Here is a 16,843-nt window from a genome sequence, read left to right on the forward strand (position 1 = left end):
CCCTCACGAGCTGAATTATTTTGGTTTTATAGTTTCTTTCGCTTTTACATTTTTTAAAGCTTCTTGTTGTGTTTGTGCTTTCGTTTCAACTTTTTTAATTGCTGCCCCTTCTTTTACTTGTTGTTGATTATTTACTTTAGGGACATTTTTAGTTGGTTGTGAATTAACCGGTTTTACCTCTACTTGTTTTTGCGGTGTACTTACATGTGAAGTAGTGACTGGTTTACTCTCAATCGGGTTCGGTTGCGCTGGTGTTGTTCCTGACTGTGGTGTTGTGATTGGTTTGCTTTCCATCGGATTCGCTGGTGATGGTGTTGTTCCTGACTGTGGTGTTGTGATTGGTTTGCTTTCCATCGGATTCGCTGGTGATGGTGTTGTTCCTGACTGTGGTGTTGTGATTGGTTTGCTCTCCATCGGATTCGCTGGTGATGGTGTTGTTCCTGACTGTGGTGTTGTGATTGGTTTGCTCTCCATCGGATTCGCTGGTGATGGTGTTGTTCCTGACTGTGGTGTTGTGACTGGTTTGCTCTCCATCGGATTCGCCGGCGATGGTGTTGTGACTGACTGTGGTGTTGTGACTGGCTTTGTTTGACCTGTTGGTGTTTTAATCGTCGCTGCTGGTTTTGCTTCCGCTTTTACATCTTCTTGCTTATTCTCAAGTCCACCATTATTTTGACTTGCTACTGGTCTAACTTGAGCTTTTACATCCTCTTCTTTACCTTTTAGTTCTGCCTGTTGCATTTCAGTGTCATTACCTTCATGATTCCCTCGTACTGCTAATTCTGGATTCTCTTTAGTCGCGGCTACTTCTTCCTTAACCCTTTCTTGCTCCTGATTTCCTTTTCTATCGCGAACACCTAAATTTTCTTCTTTTTTCATTTGATTTATATTTTTTTCTTTTTCTGCTTGCATTTGTTCTTTTTCCTTGCGTTTACCATCTGCTACCTTTTCTTTTCTATCTGCATAGTTTTCTTTCAACTGTTTAAACTTACTATAACCTGATTTCCCAATTTTCCCTGCTGTCACAGCACTCGCACCAGCTAATGCTACACCTTTTCCAATTTCCTTAGACCCCTGTTTAACATCACGATATTTCTGCCTAATATTACTCATAGCATCTGAAGCTCTTGCTGCTCCTGCACTTGCTGGTACTGTAGTAATAGCATCGAAAATTGTTTTACGGTATAACCAAACACCTAAGAACGAAAGTACTTGTAATGCAGCTACAACTAAATATCCATATTTATCGGTAGCGCTAAACAAGATTGAAGAAACCCAAAACATTAAAGTTATAAGAAAGCCAATTGCAACTTTCATAAGCAGCGTTCGGAACAATTCAGATAAAAACTTCTTAGCTGTCCCAGTCCACGCAGGTACTAAAGCCATCAATAACATTATTGGTGACATTAGCGCTACTATGATAAACATTAATTGATAAAATAACATCGCCATACTACACAAGCCTAAGACAACCCATAATGGTCCATTGATTAAGAAAAGTAATGCTACTAAAGCGCCACGCTCAAAAGTAGCATCCAAAGTTAATGTCGTATTTTTCTTCTGCTCTACTTCCTCTTTTAATAGCTCCTGCCTTTCATCAGGATCTGTCGTTGTTAGCATTTTCTTAATTCTTTCATCACCGATTTTCTTCATATCTGTTGTACCAAACTGTAATAACGTATAAGGTTGTTTGATTAATAGAGTGTGCGTTAAATCAGTGATAGAATCGACACCACTTGAATATCCTTCACTTGCTCCACTAATACTTTGAGTTGAATCAAGAACAGTTTTATTTACTTGTTCAGAGAAAGTGTTCAATCCTTTGATAATATAACTTGAATTTGCGAAAAAAGCTAAAGTGAAAACTAAAATACCTAATGCCTTTAACAATCCTCCTAGCATCTCTGACTGGCGTCGTTGTACAAAACCTACCCAGATAACCCAGCAAGCTAATAAAGCTAACATGAGTCCAATTAATTCACTATATATTCCATTCCCCCAAGAACCATTGAACCCTGCTGCTTTAGAAATTACATCGCCTAATTTATCTCCTACATCAGCAACAATATTGAGACTCATAGATTGGCCAACCATACTTGTAATAAAAGTACTAGCTGCAAGATTAATAGTCCATCCAATACTAAATAATATAAAAATAGTTGCTACAATTTGTTCTTTAATATTGTCTTTCCATTTCCAAAATTTAAGAGATTCTCCAAACCCACCTTCTGGGTTATAAACATCAATTCCATAGCTACTTGGTGGGTATTCCTCATATTTTAATTTCTCTTTATTTTTAGGAATAATGTCGTCTATAAGTGAAGGTCTTGGCTCTTCATCTGCATAGACTGGTGCAGCTTTAAAAAGTAAATTAAATGCTAAAAGAAAGGTACAAACCAATAACAATAGGGTGATAAACTTTTTCATTACATGTTACTCCCCCTTTATGGGAAACCTATTAATCTTTCGAACTAAACTCATTTGTCGGTTTAGTATTTGCTACTTCATCGATTTCATTTCGATAAGGAGCAGCATAACTTCGAACTTTGAAACCATCCTCTGTACGAACTACTTTTACCCATTTCACTGCTTTATCGATATTTTTAGGGGGCTTCTTTGAAATAAAGTTATACATAATTGTATCCTTATCTACCACATACTCTTTTACTGTATAATCTTTGTAAGATAAATTATTTTGTGGTCCTTGATTCGGATCTAAAATTTTATTTTTATCTCCATCGACGATAAGTTTTCTAATTGTTTTATTATCATGTTGTAAGTCGGCCTTTACGAAATCTAGCATCATTTCTCTAGGAGTGTGCCCCTGTTGATCTTTTTCTTCTCCTACATTTGTTTCGCTATTTCCACATGCTGCGCTCAAAATTAGAGCGCCAGCACATAGGCTAGATAGCATTAATTTTTTTAGTTTAGTTTTTACCATGTTAACTCACTCCTACATTTATTTTTTCTCCCCCTTCTTCGACAAAGGTTGCATTAACTTCCTGCTTTTCATCATCATTTGACTTTCTATAATTCTTTCTTGCATTTGGTCTTGTATCGAATGCATCGTATAAATCCTTAAACACTACATCCATTGTGACAACACCTGTTCTTCCTTGGATATCTTGGAATAAACATTGTCCTGTTTCTAAATTAGTAATAATCGCATGATTTTCCTCATTATCAGGTAATCCAAAGAAATCTAAGATTGAAGAAATCTCTTTACTGTCGGTATTACGGAATGAGAACTTCATACCGATATTATTCTTAAATGTCTCATCTCCAAGGTCACTTGCACTTTGAGTTGCAAAGTATACTGCAGAGTTTAAGGCACGACCTTCACGAACTAGCTTACGAGCCAACTCTCGCCCTTGAGAAGTTCCCATAATTGCCCATGCTTCATCCAATAAAACAATTTTGAATTTAGTAGGGTCTTTTTGAAAGAATTTTCTTGCAAATGAAGATAGAGACATCAGCATACTAACTGATAAATTTTCTTGTAAGGTATAATCTTTTGGATCTTTTTGAATATCTGGCATGTCAAGATGCTGGATTTGTATGATATTTACTGCTGTATCAAGTTCAATATCTCTATTTGTTCCATCTCCAAAGATTAAGTGTGCAAATGATAAATTCTCAAATGCTTGAATATGAGCGGCCAATTGCTGATCCACTTTATCGTCACTATCTTCAAGGTATTGAGACACAGCTGTTAAGCACGGCTCTTCCATTCCTGCTACGAATTCTACGGCTGAAGCTAAGCGCGGGAATTTCTCCGAGTTATCTGGTTTAATACCTGTAATGAAAGTAAGAATTGTCATCGCTAACTCAATTGCATCTTTTCGGCTATGTTTATGAATTATAAATGGGTCTAATTTCCCTTCATCTCGCCTATCAGTCCCAAGTGTAATTACGTTTACCTTACCTTCTAAGCCGTGTAAATCTTCTGTCCAGTTCCCCCTCTCACCTTTTGGATCGACTATCAGTGTTTGAGCTCCTCCTAGTACGGCTAGGTAAACAATTAAGTTCGTTCCAAATGATTTACCAGAACCAGTACTTCCTGTTACCGCAACTGAAAGTGCGCTCGTTTTTTGATTTGCAACGGTATTTGTCGCTGCGAGAGAAGGTGTCATATAAACCGCTTTGTTTAAAATACCAGTTGTTCCTATATAAAACCCGATATTATCTCCTAAATCTTGTGTTGCACCAAACATTCCGGCCGCCAGAACTCCAGGCTCCATAAAGTGTATATAATCATTTACATATCTTTTGGCACCAGGGATAAATTCATTAAACAGCAAGAACTGGTCTCCATATGGTCTTACTAGTTCAATCATCATCTCTGTATAAATAGAAATGAGTGAATTGGTATTTCGACGCATTGTATCTAAATCTTCAGCACATATACAGAAGGATACGGATGTCTTAACAAGTGGCATACGTGTCTTTTGTATAAGGGCTTGTAATTCAGTAGCTTCTTGAACACCCTCATACACGTTTAGTCCAACAGTTTGTGAATTTTCCCTTGCATGTGTTTCTTGATCTTCTAAATCTTTTTTCTTTTTATTTAGTTTAGATAGAGCTTTACGGTGGTTAATATTTTCTGTGCGTATACTTAGTTCGATTGGGAAATCTATATTTTGGATCATATACATCCACTCTTGGTCTGGAAATTCCATTGTGTATGGAATCTTCGATGCCGATAAGAAACTCATATACGCTGGATACTCTAATCCATCAGAACCGATTTGGGACATTTCTATATGTCTTCCTTTAACGTCTATCTCCGATTCTGTTAGGCGTAACAAGCTCTCTTGATTCGGAAAGAGAGCTGAATCGTCATCAACTACTGGTGGCGTCCATCCTGCTGTAACAGGTGCTTCCAATGTACGATAGAAGTTGCGTAATACAATCCATTGTGTTTCATTTGTTTCTAAACTTCTTACTGCTAAATGTTTTCTTATTTTATTTCTAAAGGCGCTAGCTTCCCGTTTATACATCTCCAAATCAGTTTTTAGTATTTTGGTATCACCAAGTAATCCAAACTGTTCTGCAGTGTTTTTAAAGGTATGAAATGCAGTGTAAAGCATTTCCTTAAGTCCTTCTTGTATGTGTCTTACTTTTAATTTCACACCTATAAAATAACGATATTCTACAGCGTTTTTACCAAATTTTCTTTCTAACTCATGGACAACGTCATCAGTATGATCGATTGCCAGCTCTTTTAGTTCACCGCTTACTGTTTCTTTAAACTCATCGGCTTTTTCTTTGAAATTCTGATAAACAGGTATCATTAATAGATGTTTTTCTTCTTCATAATTCCAAAACAAGCCGAGTTGTCGCATAAACAACGTATTTTTATCATCGTCTCCTTTAAATTCATAAGGAATCCCGTATGCCTCATAATACGCCCAGCAAGAACCGTCTTGGTTAAAAATCAAATTTTCATCAAAGTATTTGACTGGAAATTCAACCTGATTCATTTGTGCCTCCTTAGAGAAGAATATGAGACTAAACTAATTCTTCCGTATAGATTAATTAATTACTTTTTCTTAATTGAATCATCCTTAAATCGAACTACTGTCTTATATTGATAGCTTCCAATATTGCCAGTTGTATCTTTATAACGACTCAACTTCTTTTTTTCAAATGTAAATACAAAGAATCGATATATAAATTTGTGTGGACTTTTTCCATCCAATTCTACATTTCCAAAGAAGTACGCTATACCACCAGGTAATATTAGATATTTAAAAAAGACGTTGTTTCCTAATGGTAAAATCTGTTCTAAGAATATTATTATTAATAGTGTTCCAACAAAAATCCCCAGCTGTCTGTAAGGTACAGGGAAAGGGAGTGTTATATCCCTTATCCCATATAAACTCTTAGGAATATCCCATATAGAGTTGTAAGTCCTTACTTCCTTACGAGTCGGTTTCTGAGTCACTTATACCAACTCCTTATAATTTCTATTTTTTACAAATGATCATTTAAATAATAAATTATATAATTTTGTTCCAAGGTCTTTGAATACATCTGGAGTGAATACAAACACAGATACAATCGCACAAAGTACTAACCAACCAATTAGACCAGCCATTTGTCTTTTAACAAGTAAAACTATTACACCGATGATTGCTACAACTAAAAAAATGGGACCTAACTGAGCTACTAACCAGTTTTTTGCATTCACTCCAAAATTAATGTTGCCTAAGACCGCTGCATCCGTAATAGCAGGTAATTGCTGAGCAACCATATCTAATCCCAAAAGCTCCATAATTATTTACCCTCCACTTTCTCTAATGTGTTTTCAAATTTCTTCATAGAGCTAATTGAAAACTTGTTATCTTTATTTACAAGATTTATATCATATGAGTATGTGTACTCTAAGCTGCTATCATTGTCTTTTAACTTAGCATCAACTAAGACTCTGTATCCTTTATTCTTATCTTCATAAATTCGTAGGTTTTCTAATTTGCTAAATGTCATAATACCTTTTAACCCATTTGTTATATTACTTTTTTCAAAGTAGTAAGCAATTTCTTCTGGTGTTCCTTCTGTATACACTTTAAATACAGATTGTAAAAATTGATCTACTTTTTTAATTTCTGCATCTGTATTAATTTCTCGTCCTTCTGATTTGAAAGTGGCTATTTTATAAGGTGCCTTTTCTCTCTCTCCATGAACGATTGTAGGATTGTTAGGGACTACCATCTTCCCTTTCTCCATTAAAATTGGTATAGAGAAGTACCTTGTAACTTCTTTTGGTGTGTCTGGAGCTTGTGTCGTTCCAGGAGCAGGATTATTTACAGGTTCTAGTTTCTGAATGATTTTCAATGTAACTTCTGCTTCAATTCCTTTTTGCCGGACTTCTACTGCTTCCGATTTAACTAAAGTGCTAGCAGCATTTTTTAAAGTATCTCTATTTAATCCGCCTTGCTCATCGGATCCTTCAACTAGAAATTTCTCTAATCGTTTTCTTCGTTCTTCAGCTACATTCATATCAACTTTCCAATTAAAATAATTAGCGGCAAAACTATTCGCATATGCAATTAATTCTGCTTCTGACATTTTAATTTTTACGGGTTCCTCTTTCTTTTCCTGAACAGCTACTGCTCTAGGAGGACCGGCAAGTTGGATAAATGAAAGGGAGCTTCCTGCAATCATGAATCCCATCACACACCAAAATGTAACCTTACCTACTTTCCTTCCTGTTATTGCTGGAACTTTCTCCCTTGTTTTACGTTTCTTCTTTTCTTTAAGTGCTTCTGAATTTTCTTGTTGCATATCTAATATTTCAGTTGTTTTATTCTTTGCTTGTTTAAAGAATGTAAATTTCTTTTTTACCATGTCTTCACCTCTCTTTTTAAATGGTTAGGAGATTACAAATTTCATTGTAATTTCCACTAATCAACTATCTACTTTAAGTATGATTTACTTTTTTCGGAAATCTAAGAGAAATAAAAAAAATTATGTTTTATATCAAAATTTTTTTAGAATGATTAAAACTAAATATAATGTTTATTAAAGTACATAAAAAAACCAATTCCATTAAGAAATGAAATTGGTTTTACATAGGATTTATTCTCTATAGTAAGTATTACACAATATAAAAACCTAATATAATATATATCTTTAATATATATAAAGAAAAAAGATAAAACTTTTATACAGAGAAAAAATCGTCTTAAAACACTGCTGTGCTAAGGGTTCATGATTACTCTAGCCGTAAAAAATCATAAAAAGTAAATACTGGGAATGTACATAATGAGCTGGATGATGATTAAAAACTACAAAATATCGTAAAGTAGGTATATAAAAACTACATATAATCATCGTTAATTTGATGCGAGTGAATGAATAAATAATAAATGCAAATTTTGCTGATTTATGAACAAGCTTTCCACATTTCTTAAAAACTACACACAATTTATTAACAAATAGGTCAAAGTTAGGAACAGAATCCACTTTTTAAACATAACTAACAGAAGTTTTTCTGATTTTAAGTAGATTTAGAGATAGAACATGATAAGAACAGTACTTAAGGGTTTATATTATACACATCAGGTCAAAATAATTAAGATATCAACAGAATACTAAAAAATATTTCTGCTTTTTTGTAGATAAAATGACGCAATAAGATTGATGATTCAAAATAAATAACTTAGAAATTGTGAATATCTTATTTTGTTTCACATGCACTGTATATAATTGCATAAAAAATAGAGAGTTGTGATCATTAAAATTGAAAACTGACTCTCTATTTTGCTTGAAGTAATACACTCTACATGTTATTTCCAACACGAATAGCCCTCCACTTTTGTTATTTTTCAAAAATAGAGAGCTGTATCATTACATTGCTGGAAGCAGCTGATCAACCGTATGTGGTACTTCACTTGTTGAACGGTAATATGCTTCTAAGGACTGTAGAAACTGAATTAAATTAAAGTCTTCAGGGACCTCAATTACACGAATCTTTTCCTTCGGCAATTTATCAATTTTTTCAATGAACAGTTCACGAATATCGCTAGGGATTTGATTTCCTTTATGGCCACTAGACTTTAAGAGTTCGCGAACTTCAATTTCTAATGCTGTATATGCGTTAATATTTACTCCTTGCTCATAAGCATATTTTCTAAATAGTGATTCCTCTTGATACTGCATGTAGTTACGATGGTAAGCATCTACGGTTACAGGTACAGCATATTTCGCATGAAGCAGGTCATGCGCTTTACGGAATAGCTTTTGAACATTGCGTAAAGAGTATATAGCAAAATGAGTACCAAATTTAAAAATGGCCTCTTCTTGTTCATGTCTAGGTACATTGTGTGTAATTAAAGGATAAATACCAGTTTTAGCAGCTGTATCTAATACACGGTATTGAGAAGATTGCTTTAATAATTTACTTAGTGTATAAACAAGCTTTTTCGGATACCCTTCTTGTCGATCAATCATTTCTCGTAAGCCACGAACTACTTGGCGAATTTGACGATGACAAGAGTGTTTTAAAACGTTAATGAATTGGTTCATATCCTTTGCAAATTCAGCAATATTCATTTCAACTAACAAGTTTTCTATGAATTTAGCTTTACGCTTATATGTATCTCGTGGTGTAAATGGATCACGGTATTCTGCTCCTTCTTCTTTCGCGCATAAGAAATCAGGATGTACTGATAAATGCAATGTTGTGTATTGCTTTTTGTTCTTCTTCCCTTTTTCTAACTTGCAAATTTTAAATAAAGGAGATCCAGTAGCAGAAAGTTTTGTTTCTAATTCCTCAAGTACAGCACGAATCTGATGTGGGTATTTCTTATGTAAGTAACGATACATACCACCAAAGTGTGTTGAGTTTCCTTGTTCATCAACTTTGAATAAAGAACGTTTCAGGGTAGTTTCGCGTTTCTGCTGCATTGCTACATCCATGAATAGTTTCTTAGCTGCAATGGATAACTCAAAGAATTCTTTGGTAAATACTATCGGGCTAATAAATGTATATGCATTTGCTTTATTTGTTTCTTTATTCATGAAATCAGTTAAGGTGATTTTATATTTACCACTGTACTCATTTTCAATTGTAATGATGTTATGGAAACTTAACTTCTTCAAAGCCACATAAAATTGTGAGTGATGAATATGTGCAAATGCTTCTTTATAATTTTTATAATCTTCCCAAAGCATGTGGATCGATACATGTGAAAGCTCACCATATGTATTACATTTTTTATGAAGAAATAGAAATACTTCTAGATCAGCATTTGTAATACCATATAGCTTATGTTTTCTGCCCTCATTTTTATCAAATCCACTTACTTTATCTACAATCTTTTTCATTTTCAGTGAAAAAGACGGCTTTGCTTGTTCAACAAATCCCTCTTCATCTGCAATTCGTTCTTCATAGGACATTGAACTCACAATGTCTTCTAGATAGGTATCTTTAAAACTGTAATACTTACCTTCCAAAGCTTCTACTAACTTTTGCCACGATTTAATTGTTACAATTACCGGTGTTGTTGTTTCACCATTCAAACTACGTTTGTTCTTTATAACGAAAGGTTTTGCCATCTTTTTCACCTCCTTTTATGTTAAGTTGCAGTTTTCCCCACAATTAGATATAGAATTTCATTTTTGATTATATCAAATCGAATGCTGGTGAAATCTGTCCCTTTAAGAGGAAAAATAAAAAAATGAAACGTGCCCAAATCCCTTGGGGGACAAGGGATTTGACGTTTCATAAAAAAAAGTTTATTGCCACCATAGGGCTATGAAGTTTTTTGAATATGAAACGTAGTATGTTGTGGGGTGAACCTTACTAAACCATTGATTTTATAGGGTTTTACGCTAATTTCGTTTTAAAGTTGTAGCCATCATATAGCTATAACGTTTCATGTTTTGGATTGACTAAGAAATTTCTAAGGACTTCGTATAAACACTGATATATAGGGAGTTATAACTGTTTTTAAATGAAAAGTTGTAGCCATCATACCGCTATAAACGTTTCATTTCGTTTCATGTTTCCTGCCGTCATATAGCTATAACGTTTCATGTTTTTAAAACAAGTTATATTTTATTGAAAGCTGCTGTAACCCTTGGTATATATAGGTTTTTTGAAGTTTTAAAGTGAAAGTTGTAGCCATCATATAGCTATAATGATTTTATTGCGTTTTCTTTCATATTTAATGAAATGGCTTTATATCAACGTTTATTAGTAAATTACATAGAATAAAAAATTTTTTAGTCGAATGATTTTTAGGATATTCTCGTTTCATTTTTTTAAAGTTATAGCCATCATATAGCTATAACGTTTCATAAATTACGAAATTGTAACCACAATATAGCTATTCATTATTAAAAATAAGAAGTAATAGCCACGATAAGGCTATATAGTTTCAAATAAGAGCTTATAGCCATGATAAGGCTATATAGTTTCAAATAAGAGCTTATAGCCATGATAAAGCTATGCAGTTTCAAATAAGAAGTAATAGCCACGATAAGGCTATGCAGTTTCAAATAAGAGCTTATAGCCATGATAAAGCTATGCAGTTTCAAATAAGAGTCTATAGCCATGATAAAGCTATATAGTTTCAAATAAGAGTCTATAGCCATGATAAAGCTATGCAGTTTCAAATAAGAGTTTATAGCCATGATAAAGCTATATAGTTTCAAATAAGAGTTTATAGCCATGATAAGGCTATGTAGATTTAAATAAGAAGTAATAGCCATGATAAAGCTATGTAAATTTAAATAAGAAGTAATAGCCATGATAAAGCTATGTAAATTTAAATAAGAAGTAATAGCCATGATAAAGCTATGTAGATTTAAATAAGAAGTAATAGCCATGATAAAGCTATGTAAATTTAAATAAGAAGTAATAGCCATGATAAGGCTATGTAGTTTCAAACAAGAGCTTATAGCCATGATAAGGCTATGTGGTTTCAATAAGAAGCAGCTGGGGTATTTAAGTTGTGACCTTAAGTAACAAGTTATCGAGGCGTTATGCGAAAAATCAGTGTGTTTAACTAATTTACTTTTAAAAATTGAAATTGTATTGTAAAGTAGTGGTTTTACAAATACAAGCAGCTTTATATAATTAAGGACAAGTAAAGAGGATTTAAATGATTCACAATAAAACGTATAAAAATTAATAATTGTGCAGGTTATTCAGATAATATTTCAGATTAAAGGTTATGTGGTTTTTCAGCTAAATGGGAAAAATAAACGCACTTTTATTCATTCATCCGTTTAAAGTGAACTTTCATCAGTTGGAGTCTTATAGCCTGCGAATTGTGTTATGAAAAATGGACTAAGAATTTAATCTTAGTCCATTTCTTATTTTATATCCATTTTGTATGGAATGTACCTTCTTTATCTACTCGTTTATACGTATGCGCTCCAAAATAATCGCGCTGCGCTTGTAACAAGTTTGCAGGTAGTTTGGCAGTACGATAGCTGTCATAATAAGAAATTGCTGCTGAAAATGCAGGTATCGGAATGCCCTGTTGTACCGCCATTGAGATAATTTGGCGTAATCCGCCTTGATATGACTCTACAATTTCTTTAAAGTATGGATCAAGTAAAAGGTTCGGTAGGTCAGTGTTTGTCTCATAGGCCTCTTTAATGTTCTGTAAAAAGGCAGCACGGATAATGCATCCGCCTCTCCAAAGCATAGAAATGCTGCCAAAATCAAGGTTCCAATCATATTCCTCAGAAGCTGCCTTCAATTGCGTGAATCCTTGTGCATAAGAACAAATTTTACTCATATATAAAGCTTGGCGCACCGCTTCAATTAATTCAGCTTTTTCAACTCCAATCGCTGTTTTATCTTTAGGGCCAGATAAAACTTTGCTTGCGTTCACGCGCTCTTCTTTTAAAGCAGAAATGCAACGTGCAAATACAGATTCCGTGATAATAGGGAGAGAGATACCTAAATCAAGTGCGCTTTGGCTTGTCCATTTCCCTGTACCCTTTTGTCCTGCAGTATCAAGAATAACATCCACTAATGGCTTACCAGTTTCTTCATCTTTCTTCTTGAAGATATCGGCTGTAATCTCAATTAGATAGCTGTTCAGTTCACCTTTATTCCATTCAGCAAATATTTCATGGAACTCTTCTGCTGTCAAATCAAGTGTTTGTTTCAAGAAGAAATATGCTTCACAAATTAATTGCATATCTCCATACTCAATACCGTTGTGAACCATCTTTACATAGTGGCCTGCCCCATTAGGTCCGATATATGAACAGCAAGGCTCGTTATTCACTTTTGCAGAGATGTTTTCAAGCATATCCTTTACTTTTTCGTATGCATCCTTCTGTCCGCCTGGCATAATAGATGGTCCCTTCAATGCACCCTCTTCGCCGCCTGACACACCTGCCCCGATGAAATTGATTCCTTCTTCGGCAAGACGTTTGTTTCGGCGAATTGTATCGACAAAGTATGTATTACCACCGTCAATTAAAATATCACCTTTATCGAGGTGAGGAACTAGAGAATCAATTGCCTTATCTGTAATTTCCCCTGCATTAACCATTAATAAAATCTTTCTAGGTGATTCAAGTGAGTTAACAAATTCTTCAACTATATGAGTACCAACTAAGTTTTTACCACGGTTTTCCTCAATGATTTCATCAACTTTTTCCTTTGAAATATCATATAGGGCAACAGAATACCCTTTGCTCTCAAAGTTAAGTGCGAGGCTTTTTCCCATAACGCCCACACCAACAACTCCAATTTGTAACTTTGCCATATTCCATCGTTCCTTTCCATGTATGCTACTCTGTATTATAGTATATATACCTAAAATAACACTTTAATCAAATAATCAATCTTTTTCATTTCAATAGGCTCCGTCAGTATTCGTGCGAAAGGTTATAGGGACACGGCACATCACTATCAAGTTAAAAAATAAAGAGAAATTTTCATCCTTATTAATCAATCATGAAAAATTACATTAAACAGCTTCCGTATCCCTTGTATTGTTTAGAAAGATCTATACAAATAAACTTAATAATAAAGTAAATCCTAATCCAGCTACAGAAACGATAGTCTCAAGTAAAGTCCATGTTGCAAATGTTTCTTTCATGCTTAAACCAAAGTACTCTTTAAACATCCAGAAACCAGCATCGTTTACGTGTGAAGCAATTAAACTACCAGCCCCTGTTGCAAGGACAACTAAAGCAAGGTTAACATCAGATTGACCTAACATCGGAATCACTAAACCGACAGTTGTTAATGCAGCAACCGTAGCAGACCCCAATGAAATACGTAAGATGGCAGCGATAATCCATGCGAGCAAGATCGGTGATAATGAAGTTCCTTTGAATAATTCGGCTACATAGTTACCAACGCCGCCATCAATTAATACTTGTTTGAAAGCTCCGCCTCCACCAATAATTAAGAGCATCATCCCAATATTTGAAATTGCTGTTGTACAAGATTCCATCACGCTTTTGATTGGAATATTTCTTGCCAATCCCATTGTATAGATCGCAACTAGTAAGGATATCAACATGGCTGTATCCGCATTCCCAATAAACTCGATTGCTGCTAGTAAACTATTATCTGTAAATCCCATTGTTTTTTGCAGTAAAGTAATAATTGTAGCGACTGCCATTAAAAGAACAGGCAGTAAAGCGGTAAAAACGCTGATTCCAAAGCCAGGAGTTTCTTCAAGTTTAAATACTTTCTGCTCACCTAAAGATTTGATATTACCGGTTTTTGTGAATGCCTCAGGTACTAGTTTTTTTGCAAGTTTAGTAAATACAGGTCCAGCTAATACAACTGTTGGAACCGCTATCATAAAACCGTAAAGTAATACTTCACCGATGTTTGCATGCAATTCACCTGCGATAGCAGTTGGCCCTGGGTGTGGCGGTAAAAATCCGTGTGTTACAGATAAAGCTGCTGCCATCGAAATACCGAGATATAAGATAGAAACTTTTAATTCTCTTGAAATCGCAAATACAATCGGAATTAATAATACTAATCCTACTTCAAAAAATAATGCAATACCGATAATAAATGAGGCAGTCACAACAGCCCATTGAATGTTCTTTTCACCGAATTTTTTCACAAGGGTCATGGCAATACGTTGTGCGCCCCCAGAATCTGAAAGCAACTTACCTAACATCGCACCAAGTCCAAAAACGAGTGCTAAATGACCAAGTGTTCCGCCTAATCCTGCTTCAATGGTTTTAAAAATTTTTTCTGGTGGCATTCCAAGTGATAAAGCAACCCCGACCGATACAATGATTAATGAAATAAAGGTATTTAATTTAAAGCGCATAATCAGTAAAAGTAATGCTAAAATCCCAATTGCTACAATGACTAATGGCATCGTAGTTCCCCCCTAATCTTAGCTGTATTTGTATTTCTCCCGCTATTCGTGGGCAGTAAGGCCCCCACCTCGAGATTTAGATAGAATCGAGGCGTGGGGATCACTGATGAAAGTTTTACTTTATTAAATTTCTTTGATAATTTGCAATTCGTGTATAATCATCTTCTAGCGCCCTTGATAGGTTAATAAATATCGGCAGTAATTGTCTGTATTCTTTTGTTGCCTCTTCTTTCGGTGTATGTTTGTAGGTACTGCCAACCATTTCGGAAACGATTTCAAAAGAATCAATTTTTCCTGTGGCATAGAGACCTAAAATACATGCACCTAGACAAGAGCTTTCGTAACTCTTTGGAACAACGACTTCAGATGCGAAAATATCGGACATCATCTGTCGCCAAACGTCAGACCTTGCGAAGCCGCCTGTTGCTTGAATACGGGTTACAGGACCATCCATGCATTCGGTTAACGCTAAGAATACAGTGTACAAATTATATATAACGCCTTCTAAAGCTGCACGAATCATATGTTCCTTCTTATGTGACATCGTTAAACCGAAAAAGGAGCCACGTACATCTGGATTCCATAATGGTGCACGTTCACCTGCGAGGTATGGATGGAATAATAATCCGTCTGCACCAGGTCTCACGCGTTCAGCTATTTTAGTTAATACATCGTATGGATCAATTCCTAGTCTTTTCGCAGTTTCTACTTCTGATGAAGCAAGTTCATCACGAATCCAACGAAGGACCATTCCGCCATTGTTTACCGGTCCACCAATTACCCAATGCTTTTCAGTTAAGGCATAACAAAATATTCTTCCTTTTTTATCTGTTTGTGGCTTGTCAATGATGGTCCGAATAGCACCACTTGTCCCAATTGTGACAGCAATCTCACCTTTTCGAATTGCATTCACACCTAGATTAGAAAGCACCCCATCACTGGCACCAATGACAAACGGTGTTTGTGAATCGATACCAATCTTTTGGGCTAAATCTGGATTGCAGTTGCCAAATATTTGGGTGGTTGGTACGAGTTCAGATAATTGAGCTGGTGTTATACCAGCAATTTTTAAAGCTTCCTCATCCCAATCTAGTGTTTTTAAGTTCATCATACCCATGCACGAGGCGATGGAATGATCAACAACATATTGATCAAAGAATTGTTTGAAGATATATTCTTTGATTCCAATATATTTTTTCGTTCTAATAGCAATTTCCGGATGATCATTCACAATCCATGTAATTTTACTTAATGGTGACATTGGGTGAATAGGTGTTCCTGTTCGTCTATAAACTTCATGGCCATTCAGTTCATCTTTGATTTTATGTGCCCATGTCTCACTACGATTATCTGCCCAAGTGATACAAGGTGTCAGCGGATGATCATTTTCATCCATAGCAATGACACTATGCATAGCACTGCTAAATGAAATAAACGATGGTTTTTTATCTGAATGCTGTTTCGTTATATTTGATATCGCTTGTAAAACAGCTTGGAAAATCTCTTCTGGATCTTGTTCCGCTGTGGATATATCCGGTGTGCGAAGTGGGTAACCAATATTCTCGGTTTGGATGACTTCGCCTTTTTCAGTAAATAAAACTGCTTTCGTACTTGTTGTACCGATATCCATACCTAACATATAGCTACTCATGTCCTTGCTCTACTCCTTTAGATAACATTTGTTGTGACATCCAGAGATCTTCAACTTTCCCTTGAACATCATCAAAGTTTTGATGTAAGGCCTCAATCATGAGGGCCCGATCTTTTGATTCGATTGCTTTTATATAAAGCTCATGATTTTTAATAACCCGTTCAAAGTCTTCGTACTTTTCCTTGAAACGATTACGCATTGATAAAAGGATTAAGCTTTCCATAACAGGCTTTAAATTATTCCAAATCATCAGGATGTAGGAATGCTCAATGGTTCGAATAATCGTTTCATGGAATAAGAGATCTTGATAAGAAAACTCATCAGCATCATTATACTTAATGGCGATTTTCATCATTTCCAT

10 protein-coding genes and 1 pseudogene are annotated in these 16,843 nt (G+C 35.0%); all 11 read right to left on the reverse strand.

Annotation, left to right across the window (positions count from 1 at the left end; translation table 11 throughout):
- Positions 1-15: 15 nt before the first annotated feature.
- Positions 16-2,427 carry a CD3337/EF1877 family mobilome membrane protein gene (locus QCI46_RS29150; RefSeq protein WP_353842108.1) on the reverse strand — a complete coding sequence of 804 codons (2,412 nt, stop codon included), beginning with the start codon at positions 2,425-2,427 and terminating at the stop codon, positions 16-18.
- 31 nt (positions 2,428-2,458) lie between these two features.
- Entirely contained in the window at positions 2,459-2,941 is a 483-nt protein-coding gene (locus QCI46_RS29155) for a hypothetical protein (RefSeq protein ID WP_098667132.1), read from the reverse strand.
- Position 2,942: 1 nt separating this feature from the next.
- Positions 2,943-5,483 (reverse strand): ATP-binding protein, encoded by a 2,541-nt coding sequence (locus tag QCI46_RS29160; RefSeq protein ID WP_353842109.1) that lies wholly within the window; start codon positions 5,481-5,483, stop codon positions 2,943-2,945.
- A 59-nt stretch (positions 5,484-5,542) separates the two neighbouring features.
- Positions 5,543-5,947, reverse strand: a complete 405-nt coding sequence (locus QCI46_RS29165; protein WP_000192353.1) for a TcpE family conjugal transfer membrane protein — start codon at positions 5,945-5,947, stop codon at positions 5,543-5,545.
- Positions 5,948-5,986: 39 nt separating this feature from the next.
- Entirely contained in the window at positions 5,987-6,277 is a 291-nt protein-coding gene (locus tag QCI46_RS29170) for a hypothetical protein (RefSeq protein ID WP_000421394.1), read from the reverse strand.
- A gap of 2 nt (positions 6,278-6,279) precedes the next feature.
- Complete coding sequence (locus QCI46_RS29175; RefSeq protein ID WP_353842110.1) at positions 6,280-7,350, reverse strand: conjugal transfer protein; 1,071 nt, start codon at positions 7,348-7,350, stop codon at positions 6,280-6,282.
- 1,002 nt (positions 7,351-8,352) lie between these two features.
- The gene (locus QCI46_RS29180) at positions 8,353-10,062 is read right to left on the reverse strand and encodes a hypothetical protein (RefSeq protein WP_353842111.1); all 1,710 of its coding nucleotides are present in this window, start codon (positions 10,060-10,062) and stop codon (positions 8,353-8,355) included.
- A 1,769-nt stretch (positions 10,063-11,831) separates the two neighbouring features.
- Positions 11,832-13,241: an NADP-dependent phosphogluconate dehydrogenase gene (gndA, locus tag QCI46_RS29185; RefSeq protein WP_064472944.1), complete on the reverse strand. Its 1,410-nt coding sequence runs from the start codon at positions 13,239-13,241 to the stop codon at positions 11,832-11,834.
- Positions 13,242-13,484: 243 nt separating this feature from the next.
- Entirely contained in the window at positions 13,485-14,831 is a 1,347-nt protein-coding gene (gene gntP / locus QCI46_RS29190) for a gluconate permease GntP (RefSeq protein ID WP_064472945.1), read from the reverse strand.
- Positions 14,832-14,946: 115 nt separating this feature from the next.
- Complete coding sequence (gntK, locus tag QCI46_RS29195) at positions 14,947-16,482, reverse strand: gluconokinase (protein ID WP_353842112.1); 1,536 nt, start codon at positions 16,480-16,482, stop codon at positions 14,947-14,949.
- Positions 16,475-16,843: pseudogene (gene gntR / locus QCI46_RS29200) on the reverse strand (gluconate operon transcriptional repressor GntR); the annotation flags it as partial. The pseudogene gntR and the gene gntK, both read right to left, overlap by 8 nt.

Source organism: Bacillus cereus group sp. RP32 (genome assembly GCF_040459735.1).
In the GTDB taxonomy this organism is placed as follows: Bacteria; Bacillota; Bacilli; order Bacillales; family Bacillaceae_G; genus Bacillus_A; species Bacillus_A wiedmannii.

Coding starts and splice junctions, on each gene's coding strand:
- QCI46_RS29170 (WP_000421394.1), bottom strand. CDS start 6,277: ATGGAGCTTTTGGGATTAGATATGGTTGCTCAGCAATTACCTGCTATT.
- gndA (WP_064472944.1), bottom strand. CDS start 13,241: ATGGCAAAGTTACAAATTGGAGTTGTTGGTGTGGGCGTTATGGGAAAA.
- gntK (WP_353842112.1), bottom strand. CDS start 16,482: ATGAGTAGCTATATGTTAGGTATGGATATCGGTACAACAAGTACGAAA.
- gntP (WP_064472945.1), bottom strand. CDS start 14,831: ATGCCATTAGTCATTGTAGCAATTGGGATTTTAGCATTACTTTTACTG.
- QCI46_RS29180 (WP_353842111.1), bottom strand. CDS start 10,062: ATGGCAAAACCTTTCGTTATAAAGAACAAACGTAGTTTGAATGGTGAA.
- QCI46_RS29175 (WP_353842110.1), bottom strand. CDS start 7,350: ATGGTAAAAAAGAAATTTACATTCTTTAAACAAGCAAAGAATAAAACA.
- QCI46_RS29150 (WP_353842108.1), bottom strand. CDS start 2,427: ATGAAAAAGTTTATCACCCTATTGTTATTGGTTTGTACCTTTCTTTTA.
- QCI46_RS29155 (WP_098667132.1), bottom strand. CDS start 2,941: ATGGTAAAAACTAAACTAAAAAAATTAATGCTATCTAGCCTATGTGCT.
- QCI46_RS29160 (WP_353842109.1), bottom strand. CDS start 5,483: ATGAATCAGGTTGAATTTCCAGTCAAATACTTTGATGAAAATTTGATT.